This is a genomic window from Rhodococcus sp. C26F (genome assembly GCF_053345925.1).
In genome coordinates this window covers 1-15,056 of sequence record NZ_JBKFBA010000030.1, presented here as the reverse complement: position 1 = coordinate 15,056, position 15,056 = coordinate 1, and the positions used below count along the sequence as shown (strand labels likewise).

Sequence of the window (15,056 nt, the reverse complement as noted above, 5' to 3'; positions counted from 1 at the left end):
AGAGCTCTGTAAGTTTGCAGAGTCATGCAAATTTATGACATCGCCCACAGGCGATCCCGGCCTATCGCGGGCTTCACACCCGGCGACGCTCCCAGGCGCCCGGATCCTTCGTGAGATCCTCCACGAAACCGGGGAGATCTCCCGTGACGACGTCCGCGAGCGATACCTCTTCGAGCACGGCGCGCAGGTTCACGCGCACCGCGATCCACACGTCCTGCAGTCGCTCGGCCGCCCCGCTGTAGACGACGTCCTCGGGCCGCTCGCCACGCACCGACGCCAGCGGGCCCTCGACCGTGCGGATGATGTCGGCGATGGAGATCTCGGTCGCGGGTCGCGCGAGCCAGTAGCCGCCCTCCGGTCCCCGCCGACTGTTCACCAGCCCGCCACGACGCAGGTCGGCGAGGACCGCCTCGAGGAACTTGTGCGGGATGGTCTGCGCCGTCGCGAGGGTCTCCGCCTTCGTCAGGCGACCGTCCTCGATCGCCGCGAGTTCGAGCAGGGTCCGCACGGCGTAGTCGACCCTCGCGGTGATGTGCATGCCATGCCTCTCGCGCTGCCTGATGTCGTCGGCCGGCCCGTCTCGACGGGACGGGTCAATTCCTACCAGCAATACCGAACCACCCGGAATCGTGCGGACGCGAGTCGCCACCCGGGTCCCGATTCGAGGGCCCTGGTGATCCAGGCCACACCAGCGGTAATGTGGACGGTTGTTCACAGTTATCGGAGGTCGTTGCGATGTGGGAAACCCTGCAGGAATCGTGGGGGTCGCTGCTCGACCCCCTCCACGATCCGGTGACCCTGGCGATTCCCGCCTTCCTCACCTTCCTGATCCTCGAATGGATCGCGGCCCGCACCCTCGAACACGTCGAGCCGGGCCCCGACGGACGCGCCCATCCCCCGCGCGGCGGCTACGAGAAGCGGGACGCACGCGCGAGCATCTCGATGGGTCTGGTCTCCATCGTCACGAGCGCTGCCTGGAAGGTGCTGGCCCTCGTCGGATATTCGGCCCTGTGGGTCTACGTCGCGCCCTGGCACCTGCCCGCCGACGCCTGGTACACGTGGGTGATCCTGCTCGTCGGCATCGACGTCCTCTGGTACTGGTACCACCGGATGGCGCACCGCGTCCGCCTGGTCTGGGCGACCCACCAGGCGCACCACTCGAGCGAGTACTTCAACTACGCGACCGCGCTGCGCCAGAAGTGGAACAACAGCGGCGAGATCATCATGTGGCTGCCGCTCCCCCTGATCGGTATCCCACCGTGGATGGTCTTCGTCGGCTTCTCCGTCAGCCTCGTCTACCAGTTCTTCGTGCACACCGAGCGGGTCGGCAAGCTCCCCCGCCCGATCGAGTTCGTGTTCAACACGCCCTCGCACCATCGGGTGCACCACGGCTCCGATCCCGACTACCTCGACCGCAACTACGCGGGCATCCTCATCATCTGGGACCGGATGTTCGGCACCTTCAAGGCCGAGGAGCACCGCCCCACCTACGGGCTCACCAAGCCCGTCGGCACGTACAACATCTGGGACCTGCAGACGCACGAGTACCGGGCGATCGCCCGCGACTGGCGTACGGCCGGGACGTTCCGTGACAAGCTCGGCTACGCCTTCGGCCCGCCCGGCTGGGCGCCGAAACAGACCCACGCGGAGGAGACCGAGAGCGTCAGTTCTGCTCGAGCGTGACGAGGAAGTCGACGCTGCCCGCGCCGTCGACCGTCACGAATCCGAGGTTCGGCGGCTCCACGCCGTAATCGGTCCAGGTGGTGGGGATGCTCCCCGACGCCACGAGACGCTCACCCGTGCGCAGGACGTCGACGTCGACGGTCACGGGCCGTTCGGCGCCGCGCAGGGTGAGCGTGCCGGTCGCGGTGACGGAACCGATGCTGCCGTCGTCGGGCAGGGTCGACAGGTCCACCGGCTCGGTGAGTGCGAACGTCGCCGTCGGGTGCGTCGCGGTGTCCATCACCCGGGTGCGGAACTGGTTGTCGCGCTGGCCGCTGTCGGTGGTGATGCCCTCCACCTGCACGACGACCTCGGCGGCCTCGAGGGTGCCGTCGGTGACGGTCGCCGAACCGGAGACCTGGTCGGTGCTACCGACCACGGTGACGTCGGCGCCGCGCAGGATCTCGTGCACGGTGTAGCCCGCGGCGGTGCGGTTGGGTTCGGCACCCTCGACGACGGTCCACTCACCGTCGAGCTCGCCGGTCGCGGCTTCTGCGCCCTCGGTCGAGACGGAGGCGGCGGGTGCGTCGTCCTCGGCGATGAACGTCCCGTATACCCATGGGGCAACGAAGAAGCCGAGCAGCGCCACGACCACGACGGCGACGAGCGCCCACACCAGTTTCCGCATTCTGCAAATTTAAACGATGTCGGATTCCGTGTGGGGTGCTACGTCACAGGCGCGGCCGCAGCGTGGCTCACGCTACTGGGGCGCAGCGTGAGCCACGCGATTGCGGCGGAGGCGATCATGAGCACCACGCCGATCCCCGAGGTGATGGTGACGCCGCTGTCGAACGCCGATCCCGCTGCGGCGAGCAACGCGTCGGCCCGGTCGACGGGCAGGGTCTCGGCCACGGCGTGGGCGCCACCGAGCGTCTCGCGGGCGGCCTGCGCCTGCTCCGAGCTCAGCCCGGCAGGGAGCAGCAGGTGCGCGCTGTAGGACGCGGAGAGCACCGATCCGAGGATCGCCGTACCGAGCACGGCACCCATCTCGTAGGCCGTCTCCGACACCGCCGACGCGGCACCGGCCTTCGCGGGCGGGACGCTGGAGACGATGAGGTCGTTCGACAACGTCTCCGCCGCCCCGATACCCGCGCCGAGGACCGCGAACGCCACGATGATCGGTGCGAGCGCCGACGGTGAGGCCAGCAGGAACACCAGCACGTAGCCGGTCGCCGAGAGCAGGAGCGCGCAGACGATGATCGACGACGGCTGCACCCACCGCACGAGCGCGACCACCGACATCCCGGCCACGACCATCACCGCCAGTCCCGGGACCAGACTCAGGCCGGCCTCCATCGGACTCTGCCCGATCACCAGTTGCAGATGCTGGGACACGAAGAACAGGAAGCCCACGAGGGAGACGACGGACAGCAGGTTCACCGCGACAGCACCGGAGAAGGTGGGCACGCGGAAAAGGCGGACGTCGAGCATCGGATTCGGGCGACGCAACTGCCGGCGCACGAAGACGACGAGCGCGACCACCCCGACCACGGCCGGAACGATGACGACGGCACCGACGCCGCTGTCGGCGATCTTCTTGATCGCGAAGACGATCGGGGCGAGGGCCAGCATCGACAGTGCGATGCTGACGACGTCGATGCGGCCCGGATTCGGGTCCTTCGACTCGGGAACGAACATCGGCGCGAGCACGAGCAGCGGAATCAGTACCGGCACCGCCAGCAGGAAGACCGAACCCCACCAGGCGTGTTCGAGGAGGAACCCGCCCACGATCGGCCCCAGCGCGGCACCCGCCGCGAAGCACGAGGCCCAGATCGCGATGGCGAGGCGACGTTGACCGGCGTCGAGGAAGATGTTGCGCAGCAACGACAGCGTCGACGGCATGAGCATGGCTCCGAAGAAGCCGAGCACGCCGCGTGCCGTCACGAGCAGTTCTGCGGAGGGTGCATAGGCCGCGGCCACCGAGACGGCGGCGAAGCCGGTTGCGCCGACGAGCAGCAGCCGGCGCCGTCCGATGCGGTCGCCGAGACTGCCCATCGCCACCAGCAGGCCCGCGAGTACCAGTGGATAGATGTCGATGATCCACAGCTGTTGCGCGCCGGTGGGCTGCAGTGCGGACGAGATCCCGGGCAGCGCGAACGCCAGGACGGTGTTGTCCACCGACACGAGCAGCACGGGGAGCATGAGCACCGCGAGCGCGACCCAGTCCCGAGGAGCCGCCTTCGTCACGGTGGGTTCCGAAACAGGCACAGATGTCGCCACGGATATCGAACTTTCGCGAGAGAGGAATCGAACCCTCGTTACTGTACCAGCTGGACGGTACAGTAACGACGTCGTACGATCGGGCCGTGCCACCCGCCCCAGCCGCCCGCGCCAAACTCCTCGACGCCTTCGTGACGATCCTGCTCGAGCAGGGTGAGCGCGCCGCGACCCTCGAGGCCGTCGCCGCGACCGCCGGCGTCTCGAAAGGTGGCCTGCTCTACCACTTCCCGTCGAAGGATGCTCTGGTCGAGGGCCTCGCCGAGCACGTCGAAGCGCTCGGCGCCGAGGACGTCGAACGCATGCGCGCGGCTCCCGAGGGACCGGCGGCGTATTACATCCGCACCTCGGTCTTCGCCGACACCCCGATCGACCGGGCCATCGTCGCCCTGACCCGCCTGAGCCAGACCGCGAACCCGCGCGCCCGGCAAGCACTGCGTCATATCCACCAGGGCTGGTTCGACGCCCTGGCGGAGGAGGTCACCGACTCCGCGGCAGCACGAGCGGTGGCACTCATCGGCGACGGCCTCTACTACGGCGCCGCCATGTCGGGTGAGACGAGCACGACGCCACCCGAGGACGTCGACGAACTCCTGAAGGTCGTGCGGAAATTGATCGGCCCGAGCGACTGAGTTCGGGGAGGTTGTGTGCGTCCGTTCGCGAAAATCCGAACACAACCTCCCTCGAATCACCTACCTTGTGGCCATGACCGGGTCCGTCCTGGCGATGGCCCACGACGAGCGCGCCGACCTCGCCGACCTCCTGGAGACACTGTCGCCGGAACAGTGGGAACACCCGAGCCTCTGTGAGGGGTGGACGGTGCGGGACGTCGTCGCCCACATGATCAGCTACGAGGAGCACGGACCTCGCGACCTGGTGCGACGCCTGGCGGCCACCCGGTTCCGTCCGTGGCGACTCAACGAGGCCGCACTCGCCGATTACGCGGACCTCGGGCCCGACGAACTCCTCCGGTTCCTGCGGAGCCATCTCGATCCGCAGGGCTCCACCGCAGCGTTGGGTGGTCGCGTCGGTCTCGTCGACGCCCTCATCCACCACCAGGACATCCGACGCCCACTCGGTCTCGCGCGCACGGTGCCTCCCGAGCGTCTGCGTGTCGCGTTGCCGTTCGCCGTCACCGCGGTGCCTCTGCGTGGATTCTGGAAGGCCCGCGGCGTGCGACTCGTCACGACCGACCTCGGCTGGTCGTATGGACGGGGTCCCGAGGCCGCAGGTCCGGGAGAAGCTGTGCTCATGACCATGGCGGGGCGACGAGGGATCGCGCGAGCTGTCGGGCCCGGGTGCCACGATCCTTGCCGAGCGGCTGGGCTGAGCGTCCCGGTGTCAGCCCTTCTTCGGAAGCCGGTGCAGGTCGACGTCGCGGAGCGTGCCCTCGTCGATGGTCGCGGTCATGTAGGTGCAGTACGGCTGCCGACGCCGGTCGGTGGGTGAATCCGGGTTGAGCAGGCGCAATCCGCTCGGCGCGGTCGTGTCCCAGGGGATGTGCGAGTGACCGAAGACGAGGACGTCGGTGTCGGGATAGGCCGCGGCCATCCGCTTGTCGCGCCCGGTCGACGCCCCGGTCTCGTGCACCACCGCGATGCGCACACCGTCGAGGGTCACCCGCGCGACCTCCGGCAGCCGTTCCCGCAGGATCGGACCGTCGTTGTTGCCCCAGCACGCGACCAGCTGCCGCGACCGCTCTCCCAGCGCGTCGAGCAGTGCCACGTCCATCCAGTCGCCCGCGTGGATCACCACGTCCGCTCGGTCCACCTCGTCCCACACCTGCGACGGCAGGTCGCGGGCGCGCGTCGGTACGTGGGTGTCGGCGAGCAGCAACAGGCGCATGGTCCCAGTCTGCCGTGGGGTCACAGTCTGCCGTGGGTTCGCAGTGTGCCGCGGGCGCTCATGGGTAACCACGACGCATGACCACTCCAGCTCACGACAGACTCGCCATCATCACCGGCGCCGACTCCGGCATGGGCAAGGCGACCGCCGAACTGCTCGCTGCCGAGGGGTTCGACGTCGGCATCACCTTCCACACCGACGAGGCCGGGGCCGAGGACACCCGCGCCGCGGTCGAACAGCGCGGACAGCGGTGCTTCGTGGCCCGCCAGGACCTGACCAGCCCGGACACCGCCGACGTGATCGACGAACTCGCCGGGAAACTCGGCGGTCTCGGGGTGCTCGTCAACAACGCCGGCACCGGACACCGCGACGAGGTGCTCGACCTGTCCTTCGAACGGTGGCGGGAGATGCTCTCCACCGACCTCGACGGTCCGTTCCTGTGCTCCCAGCGCGCCGCGCGGCACATGATCGACTCCGGTCGCGGTGGTCGCATCGTCAACATCACGAGCGTCCACGAGCACATCCCCCGCTACGGCGCCTCCGCCTACTGCACGGCGAAGGCCGGCCTCGGCATGCTCACGCAGTGCCTCGCCCTCGAATGGGCCCGGTACGGCATCACGGTCAACTCGGTGGCTCCCGGTGAGATCTCCACGCCCATGACCGGCATGGACGAATCCGAGGCCTTCCACGAGGAGCGACCGGGCAACCCCACCGGACGTCCCGGGCACGTCAACGAAGTCGCTTCCGTCGTCGCCTTCCTCGCGTCCCCACGCTCGTCGTACCTGACGGGGCGCTCGATCCCCGTCGACGGCGGCCTCATGTTGATGGCCGCACACGGACACGACATGAACGACGGGAGTTGGCGCGAACTCTGACGACGACCGGCCACCCATCCGCTAGCGTCCACAGGCGGATCGGTGGTCGACTCGGAGTGGGGGAACTGGATGCGCACGACACCGCCTGCGGAGCGATTCGGGCCGGGAACGGCGAGGGGTTACCGAGCGACCCATCGTCCCGAGGTGTGGGGAGCGCTGATCGGCGCGGGTGGCGCGTCGGCCTTCATGCTCGTGAACGGTGCCGCTCTGGGATCACCGTGGACCTGGATCGTCGTTGCCGGATGGTTCTGCGCCATCGCTGTTTTCGTCTGGGCCGTGCTCATACGACCGCGGAGTTTCGAGCAGTTGGAGCCGCCCTCGAAACAGGCATCGACGATCTACCTCGTGTCGGTCGCGGCCATGATCGTGCTGATCGTCGGTGGCGCACGTCTTCTCGCGTCGCTCGATCGTTCGGAACTGACAGTCGCGTGGGTGGTCTGCGTCGTCGGTGCGCACTTCGTTCCCTTCGCACGGGCCTTCGGCCGCGCGATGTTCCGGGTCATGGGCTGGGGAATGCTGGTGATCGGAATCGTCGGTCTGGCAGGCGGTCTCGCATCGCCTGTCGTGGCAGCCGTCGCCGGTGTCGCGGCGGGGTTGTGGATGTTCGCCGTGATGGTCGCCGACGCCGTCGGCCGACCTATCGTCAACGGGCGTCGGCCCGGCTCCACAGTTCCTCGAGCACCTCGTTGACTCGTTCCGACTGCTGGACGTGCGGGTAGAAACCGGGAACCTCGAGCAGTTCTCCCCCGATCCGGTCGGCGACGACCCGCGCGGTGATCGTCAGTGGATCTCCCGCCAGTCGCTTGTACTCGTCGGGTGCGCCCGCCCAGTCACCGATGACGACGAGCTTCGGCCACGGCACCGCGGCGAGCGGCTCGAGTGGAATGTCGGCGTCCCAGCACGGTCTCTCCCGCATCGACGTCGCCGCTGTGCGTAATCGCTTCGGGGTGGGTTCCGCCGGCGGCATGCCGACGCTCTCCGTGGTGAGACGCAGATAGTCCTCCGCAGTGAGCTCGGCCGGGAGCGTCGTCTGTGACGCGCGGGCGCGGGCGAGGTTCTCGGCGACCACCGGTTCGCTCTCCGCAACCTTCAGGCACCCGGGCTGGATCAGGCACAGCGACCGCACCAGGTCCGGCCGCTCCGCCGCCGCGAGCATCGCTGCGACCGCACCGTACGAATGTCCGACGAGGTGGGCACCGTCACCGAGCAGTTCGACGATGTCGGCGGCATCCACCTCGTAATCGGTGCGATGGGTCCCGTCGAGATCCGGCGAGTCGCCGTGCCCGCGGCGGTCCATCAGGATCAGTCGACGTGACGCCCCCAAGGGCCGCTCCCGACCGAACCCGTAGGTCTCGTCGTCTCCCCAGGCCAGCACCCCGTGCACGAGAACGGCCGGCGGGACGTCGGATTCGGCAGGTCCGACGATCGTCGAGCAGACGCGATCCACTGTTCCTCCCGATTGCGAGCATGCAGGCGCGAACCCATCGGAATACCTGGGCGGACACAGGCAGCCCGACCCACACTCCCTCGGGCGCTTCGTCGACTCCGCAGTCCATTCGCGATCAAGTTCGCTGTCCGCTACAGCAATTGCCGCGGCGGATAGCAAAAGCCGTAGCGAATGATTCGGAGCTCCCGGCGTCGACCTCCAGACATGAGAAAAGCCCCCTCACCTGCGNTGAACAGGTGAGGGGGCTCTCTGGCGGTGGCGGAGGGATTTGAACCCTCGGACGGGGGTTACCCGTCACACGCTTTCGAGGCGTGCTCCTTAGGCCGCTCGGACACGCCACCGCTAAAAGACTCTACCGGATCGAGCGCCTGAGCAGAAATCGCCTGGTCAGATCTCCTCGGGGAGGCGCCGCGTGCGGAAGAACTCCTCGAGCACCGCAGCGCACTCGGCTTCGAGCACACCGCCGCGCACTTCCGGACGGTGCGTGAGGCGCCGATCGCGCACCACGTCCCACAGCGATCCGACGGCGCCCGTCTTCGGTTCCCACGCCCCGAAGACCACCCGCGACACCCGGGAGAGCACCAGCGCACCCGCGCACATCGTGCAGGGTTCGAGGGTCACGGCGAGGGTTGCGCCCTCGAGACGCCATCCGTCGCCGTAGACCTGCGCTGCCGCGCGCAGGGCGAGCACCTCGGCGTGCGCTGTGGGGTCTCCGGTGGCCTCGCGCGAGTTCGCCGCCCGCGCGATCTCGGTGCCGTCCGGCCCGAACACCACCGCGCCCACCGGTACGTCACCGGCGGGCGCGGCAGCGGCGGCCTCCAGCGCGACCCGGATCATTGCCTCGTCGTCGCGCAGCCCCATCTAACGGAGCTTGTCCAGGGTGTTACCCAGGACGTCGTCGAAACCGAGTCGCTGGGCGATCTCGTCGAGCTGCTCGTCGGGATACAGGTCGGTCTCCGACAGGATCACCGACAACACCGGCTCGGGCAGACCCATGTCGGCCAGGATGCCGAGGTCGCCCTCCTCCCACGGCTCGATGTCGTCGAGCTCGTCGGGATCGATGTCGGGGATCTCGATGTTCAGCGCATCGAGGACGTCGGCGGCGATGTCGTAGTCGACGGCCATCGTCGCGTCGGACAGCAGCAACCTCGTTCCCGCAGGTGCGGGACGCACGATGATGAAGAATTCGTCGTCCACGTTCAGCAGACCGAACACTGCGCCGGAGCTTCTCAGCTCCCGCAACTCGGTCACTGCGGTATCGAGACTCGTCAGTGCGGCACCGGACAACGCCCGGCACTTCCAACGACCTTCCTCCCGCGTCACGGCGACGGCGAAGCCGTCGAGGTCGTCGCTCGAATTCCCGGCGGTGTTCCCGCTCTGGGTCACGGAAGGGCTCTTGTTCCCTACACGCTGTGCAGCCATGGGCGCAACGGTAGTCGGCCATGTCCGGTGAATGAAGCCCAGCACGGGATATGCCAACCTGATGAGGTGTCCTCAGCCGTCTCTTCCCCGCCCGTCTGTGTCCTCGGCCTCGGTCTGATCGGTGGTTCGCTGCTGCGTGCCGCCGCGGCGACCGGAAGGCAGGCGTGGGGTTACAACAGGTCGTCGCAGGCCGTGGAGGCCGCCGTCGCCGACGGCTTCGACGCGTCCACCGACCTCACGGCCACGTTGCGTCGCGCAGCCGACACCGACGCCCTGGTGGTGATCGCGGTGCCGATGCCGGCGGTGGGCAGCATCCTCGAGGCGGTGGCCGAGCACGCTCCCGACGTCGCACTCACCGACGTGGTGAGCATCAAGGCGGAAGTGGCCGCTGCCGTCGCCGCTCACGGTCTGTCGCGGCGTTTCGTGGGTGGACACCCCATGGCGGGTACGGCGGAGTCCGGCTGGACCGCTGGGACCGCCGACCTGTTCCGCGACGCGGTGTGGGTGGTGACCGTCGACGACGGCACCGATCCCGAGGTGTGGCGGCAGGTCGCCGACCTCGCGCTCGACTGCGGCTCCGTCGTCGTGCCCGCAGAGTCCCGGGAGCACGACGCCGCGGTCGCACGGGTCTCCCACCTCCCGCACCTGCTCGCCGAAGCATTGGCCCTGTCGGGCGCCGGAGGTGGCGATCTCGCGCTCGGTCTCGCCGCCGGCTCGTTCCGGGACGGTACGCGGGTCGCGGCGACGGCCCCGGCCCTGGTGGACGCGATGTGTGAGGGCAACGCCGAGGCACTGCTGGTCGCGCTGGACGAGACGCTCGAGGTGCTGAGGACGGCCCGGGAGCAGCTGGCCGATCGCAGCACCTCCGAACTCACCCGAGCCGGTCACACGGCCCGGACCCGCTACGAACAGCGTCGTCGCGAGCCCATCGTCGGCGCGCAGCCCGGCGACGAGGGCTGGATCGAGGCGTTCCGCGAGGCCGGACGACGCGGTGGAGTGTGGACGCGATGAACCTCCGCGACATCGCCTCGGCACTGACCACCGGCAAGACGACCCCGACCGAGCACGTCCGCTCGGTTCTCGCCGGACTCGACGCCCTCGTCGGAACGCCCTGGGAGAACGCCGTCGCCGCCCGCAACGACGAGGCGGCACTCGAAGCCGCAGCCCTCGCCGACGAGCAGATCGCCGCCGGGAACTGGATCGGCCCGTTGCACGGCGTCGCGGTCGCGGTGAAGGACAACATCGACGTCGCCGGGTTCCCCACCCGCTGCGGCAGCGCGGTCCTCGCCGATGCGCCTCCGGCCCGGCGCGACGCTCGCGTCATCGAAAAGCTCCGCGAAGCCGGAGCCATCGTGGTGGCGAAGACCCATCTCCACGAGTTCGCCTACGGACCCACCGGGTTGATCAATGTGTCCGGCGCGGCCCCCCATCCCCACAACCCGGACCTGATCAGCGGTGGTTCGTCGTCGGGCTCCGCAGTGCTGGTCGCGAGGGGCGTCGTGCCCGTCGCGCTGGGAACCGACACCGGCTGCAGCGTCCGCACCCCGGCGGCGCTGTGCGGGATCGTCGGATTCAAGCCGGGCTTCGGTGCTCTTCCCGAGCAGGGCGTGTTCCCGCTGTCGACGACCTTCGACCACGTCGGTCTGCTCGCCGCCGATGCACTGGACGCCTCGCTCGCATGGGGTGCCGTTCCGGGCATCGCGCACCTGCGCACCCCGGTCTCCGAACTGCGCATCGGACGCCTGCGGGGCGGCATCTGGGATCTGTCGCCCGTCTTCGACGAGGCCGTCGAGACGGCGTGCCGCACCCTCACGGATCTGGGCGCCCGCGTCGTCGATGTGGAACTGCCCGAGACCGACGAGATGCTCGAGTTGTATCCCGTGGTCACCGGCTCGGAAGCATACGAGACGCATCGCGCGTGGTTCGAAGCCGATCCCGACCGCTACCAGCCTCCGACGGCCGCTCTGCTCGCCGCGCAACGCGACCGGCCGGCCTACGAGTACATCCACGCGGCCCGGGCGGCGGCGCGACTGCGTCACGACGTCGTGCACCGCCTCCGCACCGTGGACAAGTTCGACGCGCTGATCACCGTCACTACCGGCGTGCGTTCGGCGCCGCTGACGAGCGATCCCGTCGAGCTTCGCGCACCGCTGCTGCAGATGTGCATCCCGTTCAGCGTCCTCGGTGTCCCGGCCGTGTCGGTGCCGGCCCCGGACGGCGGGTCGTCGCCGGTGGGACTCCAGATCGTCGGCCTCACCGGAGGCACGCACGGGCACGGCAGCCACCCCGCCGAATCGGCCGCGTTCGCCGTGGCCATGGCGGTGGAGGCGTCGGGACAGCCCTAGATGCGGGAGGCGAGTCCTCGGTATTCGAGGACGAAGCCGTCCTCGTCGACGGTCACCGACGACGAGGAGCGCGGCGACAGCACGTGGATGCCGTCGGACGCACTGCTGTAGACGACCGTGGCCTCCTCGATGCTGAGATCGATGAGGTTGACGTAGACGACGGGCACCTCCACGTCGTCGGCTCCGGCCTGCAGGTCGTGCCGGCGGATGGGCAGGGCGTTGAAGAACGGACTGAACACCACGTCGACGTCGAGTGCCCCGCCGAAGGTGGACCGCTGATGGTTGATGCCGTTGTCGGACATCCAGATGCCCTCTTCGGACCGGGTGAGGGACATGTGCCGCTCACCCGAAGCGAGGGTGGTGCGCACCGACAATCGGCGGGTGACACCGTTCTCGTCCGTCACCAGGTCGTACGACGCGCTGAAGGCCGGATGGTCGGTGCACTCCGCACCCACGATGCGACCGGACGCCTTGATGCGGCGGCCGGAGAGCTGTACTCGTACCGACTCCATCCGAGACACATCGGTCGCACGCCACGTGAGTAGCGCGGGCCACGTCGACGCGGAACCGGTGGCGTCAGAGGCTGGGGTGCTCACGTCTATACGGTATGCGACGAAGCGCACATGGTGGGCAGCGGTGCCGTGATTCGTCCACCACACGGTTGCGGGGCCCACCTGCTCACGCCGTGTCCGGCAGCGCCTCGTGCCGGGACATCTGCCGCAGGTGGTGTGAGAACACCGACAGCGCGGCGGCGCCCACGGCGACGTTGAGCAGCGCCCCGAACTCCTGGACGGCGAACTCCAGCACGTCGACGAAGAAGACGGTGATCAACGCGGCCGTCCGCAGCGCACGGATCGCCCACCTCCGCCTGCGCCACAAACCCACCGATCCCACCACGCACAGCAGGACGGTGACACCGGACCCGATGAGCTGGATCACGGTCACCACGTTGCTCGTCCGGGCGGCGAGGTCCTCCTCCAAGGTGGCGGCTGCGTTGAGGAGAATGCCGATGGAGAAAACGGTGAGCAGGGCTGCCGCGACGCGGACGCTGCGCTCACCCCGCAGTCGCTCCGGCAGCCGGAGCGACACCCACGAGAAGCGCGACGGCACCTCCCGGCACCGGGCGAGCAGGAGATCGATCTGTTCGACGACCTCGGGGTCGACTCCACCCTCCCGGGCTCGTTCGAGCTGCACTCGCGCCTGGTCGCGATCGGTCGGGGTCAGGCCGTGGGTGAGTCCGTCGGTCGCCGTGAGCGCGGCGTTGGCGAGATACTCGTCGGGCGACGGCCCGCGACGGAGGTGGACCGCTCGATTGACGACGAGCAGCAGAACGACCACCACGTACATGATCGCCACCGAGGGGCGGTAGAAGTAGTCGTTGGTCTTCGTGACGAACTTGCCGACCTCGTCGAGGAACAGGCCGAACCCGATTCCGCCGAGCAGCACCGCGATGCGGTCGGGCGCCCGGCCGATGAAGGTCATCGAGACCATCAACGCGGCGACCATGAGCAGACCGCCCCACAGCACGTGAGCGATGTGCAGGACCGACCCGCCGACCTGCGGATAACCCGTCAGATGCAGGTACAGACGGGTGACGAGGATGGTCGCGACCGCGATGATCAGAAGTGCTTCGACCTGCGCGGACGACGCGGTGTCCCGCAACAACCGAGAACGGGAACGGGTCCGCACCGCTGTCATGGCACGCGAGCTTATCCCGCCCGGGTTCTCGTCGGGTTCTTCCTCCGGATTCGGCGGCGCGGCGCCTGCGCGGAGCGACTCCCCAATCTTGTGTGTGGCCTAGAGTCGCTCTATGCGCACAGTGTGGACAGTTCCTCCGAACATTGCCCAAACTCTGCTGGAATCTCCCGAGATCCAGATGTTCCTGACCAGCAACGAGTTGCCGGATACAGCGGACGATCCACGCCAGAGACTTGCGGAGTTCACCCACGCGCTCGGCGCCCTCAGCCGTCACATCGGACGCACCTTCGGCTCCGTGGACGCAGCCAACCGCGAACTCTTCGGCGGCTCCGCCGGCAAGGTCCCCGTGGCGTTGCGCCTGACCGTCCTGCGGGCTCTCGTGAACCATGTCGAGGACCGCGCCCCCAGCCCGAAACTGCTTCCGAAGAACATCTGCGATCAGCTCGGCGCCTACGTCTACGCCCTGCTCGACCCTCGCGACCGGAGCATCTTCTACGTCGGCGCCGGACGCGGAAATCGCATCTTCACCCTCGTCTGGACGGCGCTCGGAGAGACCTCGAAGCTGACCGAGGCCGGCGAGAAGACACCGCTGGCCACCCCCGAGACCGAGGCGGCTCTGCGGCGCATCCGAACCGTCTACGAGTCCGGCTACGCGGTGGAGCACTTCGTCGTCGCCGACGCGCTGAACCCGAAGTCCGATGGCGACCACACCGCCGCAGTGACGGCCGAAGCGGTCATCGCGGCACTCGGACTGACCGAGCCGCATCGCGGCGACTGGGTCCTCACCAACCTGGCGGGGTCCACCGAGGAGTCCGAAGCCGATCGCACGGCGATCCCGATCGCGGAGCTCGTTCGTCAGTACTCGGCCTCGCCTGCGCCCGAGCTGCCGACGCCGTGCGTGGTGCTGCGGGTGAACGAGGCGAAGAAGGCGTCGCCGACGGCGGTGCGCGAACTCGCGTCGAAGCCGTGGCCGGCGGGATCGGCGGCGCGTGGGATCGACGGCCTGCCGATCATCGTCGTCGCCGACAACATCGTCCGGGCCGTCTATCGCGCCACCGGGTGGGAGGCGGCCGCTCGCACGGAGGAGAACGGCGGCACGATCCTCTACCGGTTCGTCGGGGAGGCCGACGAAGAGCTCGAGGGCAAGTTCGTCAACACTCGCGTCACGCCGGACCGGCTGGGTCTCAAGCGTTGGCCGTCGCACGGTTGGGCTCCGCGTCTGACGCGTGCTCTGCCGCGGCCGGTCGCGCGCCCGAAGGCACCGCGCCCCTGATTCTCCGGCTGCTCCCCCGGTTCGTCTGCGGACCGGGGGAGCAGCTCGTGCCTGTTCTCGAAAACCGTTGGGCCGGCACATTTTCTGCATAAGAAAACACGAAAGGGGACCCACGATGTGGGTCCCCTTTCGGAACGGGTGTTCGGCGGTGTCCTACTCTCCCACACCCTGTCGAGTGCAGTACCATCGGCGCAGACAGGCTTAGCTTCCGG

General features: G+C 68.6%; 16 protein-coding genes, 1 tRNA gene and 1 pseudogene. 8 read left to right on the top strand and 10 right to left on the bottom strand.

Annotated elements, in window-relative coordinates; genetic code table 11:
* Positions 1-73: 73 nt before the first annotated feature.
* Positions 74-538, bottom strand: coding sequence for an RrF2 family transcriptional regulator (locus ACLBYD_RS22925; protein WP_019290305.1), 465 nt, complete (start codon positions 536-538; stop codon positions 74-76).
* A 197-nt stretch (positions 539-735) separates the two neighbouring features.
* Between ACLBYD_RS22925 and ACLBYD_RS22920 the strand changes: the two genes are divergently transcribed.
* Positions 736-1,683, top strand: a complete 948-nt coding sequence (locus ACLBYD_RS22920) for a sterol desaturase family protein (RefSeq protein WP_447818272.1) — start codon at positions 736-738, stop codon at positions 1,681-1,683.
* On the opposite strand, the gene ACLBYD_RS22915 is transcribed toward ACLBYD_RS22920, so the two are convergent.
* Together ACLBYD_RS22915 and ACLBYD_RS22910 are read right to left on the bottom strand one after the other, a co-directional pair.
* Positions 1,664-2,350, bottom strand: coding sequence for a YceI family protein (locus tag ACLBYD_RS22915; RefSeq protein WP_447818271.1), 687 nt, complete (start codon positions 2,348-2,350; stop codon positions 1,664-1,666). The genes ACLBYD_RS22920 and ACLBYD_RS22915 overlap by 20 nt on opposite strands.
* Positions 2,351-2,388: 38 nt before the next feature.
* Positions 2,389-3,909, bottom strand: coding sequence for an MFS transporter (locus ACLBYD_RS22910; RefSeq protein WP_447818270.1), 1,521 nt, complete (start codon positions 3,907-3,909; stop codon positions 2,389-2,391).
* Positions 3,910-4,028: 119 nt separating this feature from the next.
* Here ACLBYD_RS22910 and ACLBYD_RS22905 point away from each other — a divergent pair, with 119 nt between their 5' ends.
* Complete coding sequence (locus tag ACLBYD_RS22905; RefSeq protein ID WP_447818269.1) at positions 4,029-4,571, top strand: TetR/AcrR family transcriptional regulator; 543 nt, start codon at positions 4,029-4,031, stop codon at positions 4,569-4,571.
* Positions 4,572-4,644: 73 nt separating this feature from the next.
* A pseudogene (locus ACLBYD_RS22900) lies at positions 4,645-5,269 on the top strand (maleylpyruvate isomerase family mycothiol-dependent enzyme).
* An 11-nt stretch (positions 5,270-5,280) separates the two neighbouring features.
* On the opposite strand, the gene ACLBYD_RS22895 reads toward ACLBYD_RS22900, so the two are convergent.
* A complete protein-coding gene (locus ACLBYD_RS22895; RefSeq protein ID WP_447818268.1) occupies positions 5,281-5,784 on the bottom strand; it encodes a metallophosphoesterase family protein in 504 nt (167 codons plus the stop codon).
* 77 nt (positions 5,785-5,861) lie between these two features.
* On the opposite strand from ACLBYD_RS22895, the gene ACLBYD_RS22890 reads away from it, so the two are divergent.
* Positions 5,862-6,659, top strand: a complete 798-nt coding sequence (locus ACLBYD_RS22890; protein ID WP_447818267.1) for an SDR family oxidoreductase — start codon at positions 5,862-5,864, stop codon at positions 6,657-6,659.
* Positions 6,660-6,728: 69 nt separating this feature from the next.
* Positions 6,729-7,349: a hypothetical protein gene (locus tag ACLBYD_RS22885; RefSeq protein ID WP_447818266.1), complete on the top strand. Its 621-nt coding sequence runs from the start codon at positions 6,729-6,731 to the stop codon at positions 7,347-7,349.
* On the opposite strand, the gene ACLBYD_RS22880 is transcribed toward ACLBYD_RS22885, so the two are convergent.
* The 4 genes from ACLBYD_RS22880 to ACLBYD_RS22865 all read right to left on the bottom strand — a co-directional run bounded on the left by ACLBYD_RS22880 (position 7,303) and on the right by ACLBYD_RS22865 (position 9,528).
* Entirely contained in the window at positions 7,303-8,106 is an 804-nt protein-coding gene (locus tag ACLBYD_RS22880; RefSeq protein ID WP_447818265.1) for an alpha/beta fold hydrolase, read from the bottom strand. The genes ACLBYD_RS22885 and ACLBYD_RS22880 overlap by 47 nt on opposite strands.
* Before the next feature lie 250 nt (positions 8,107-8,356).
* Positions 8,357-8,447: transfer RNA gene (locus ACLBYD_RS22875), tRNA-Ser, on the bottom strand.
* Between the two features lie 46 nt (positions 8,448-8,493).
* Complete coding sequence (locus ACLBYD_RS22870) at positions 8,494-8,967, bottom strand: nucleoside deaminase (protein ID WP_447818264.1); 474 nt, start codon at positions 8,965-8,967, stop codon at positions 8,494-8,496.
* Complete coding sequence (locus ACLBYD_RS22865) at positions 8,968-9,528, bottom strand: tRNA adenosine deaminase-associated protein (protein ID WP_202400029.1); 561 nt, start codon at positions 9,526-9,528, stop codon at positions 8,968-8,970.
* A 48-nt stretch (positions 9,529-9,576) separates the two neighbouring features.
* Here ACLBYD_RS22865 and ACLBYD_RS22860 point away from each other — a divergent pair, with 48 nt between their 5' ends.
* Together ACLBYD_RS22860 and ACLBYD_RS22855 are read left to right on the top strand one after the other, a co-directional pair.
* Positions 9,577-10,539 (top strand): prephenate dehydrogenase, encoded by a 963-nt coding sequence (locus ACLBYD_RS22860; protein WP_447818314.1) that lies wholly within the window; start codon positions 9,577-9,579, stop codon positions 10,537-10,539.
* The gene (locus ACLBYD_RS22855; protein ID WP_447818263.1) at positions 10,527-11,873 is read left to right on the top strand and encodes an amidase; all 1,347 of its coding nucleotides are present in this window, start codon (positions 10,527-10,529) and stop codon (positions 11,871-11,873) included. Before ACLBYD_RS22860 ends, ACLBYD_RS22855 begins: the two co-directional genes overlap by 13 nt.
* Here ACLBYD_RS22855 and ACLBYD_RS22850 read toward each other — a convergent pair.
* Both ACLBYD_RS22850 and ACLBYD_RS22845 read right to left on the bottom strand, forming a co-directional pair.
* Positions 11,870-12,469, bottom strand: a complete 600-nt coding sequence (locus ACLBYD_RS22850) for a putative glycolipid-binding domain-containing protein (protein ID WP_447818262.1) — start codon at positions 12,467-12,469, stop codon at positions 11,870-11,872. The genes ACLBYD_RS22855 and ACLBYD_RS22850 overlap by 4 nt on opposite strands.
* 82 nt (positions 12,470-12,551) lie before the next feature.
* Complete coding sequence (locus ACLBYD_RS22845; protein WP_447818261.1) at positions 12,552-13,571, bottom strand: hypothetical protein; 1,020 nt, start codon at positions 13,569-13,571, stop codon at positions 12,552-12,554.
* Between the two features lie 112 nt (positions 13,572-13,683).
* Here ACLBYD_RS22845 and ACLBYD_RS22840 point away from each other — a divergent pair, with 112 nt between their 5' ends.
* Positions 13,684-14,844: a GIY-YIG nuclease family protein gene (locus ACLBYD_RS22840; protein ID WP_447818260.1), complete on the top strand. Its 1,161-nt coding sequence runs from the start codon at positions 13,684-13,686 to the stop codon at positions 14,842-14,844.
* Positions 14,845-15,056: the final 212 nt, after the last annotated feature.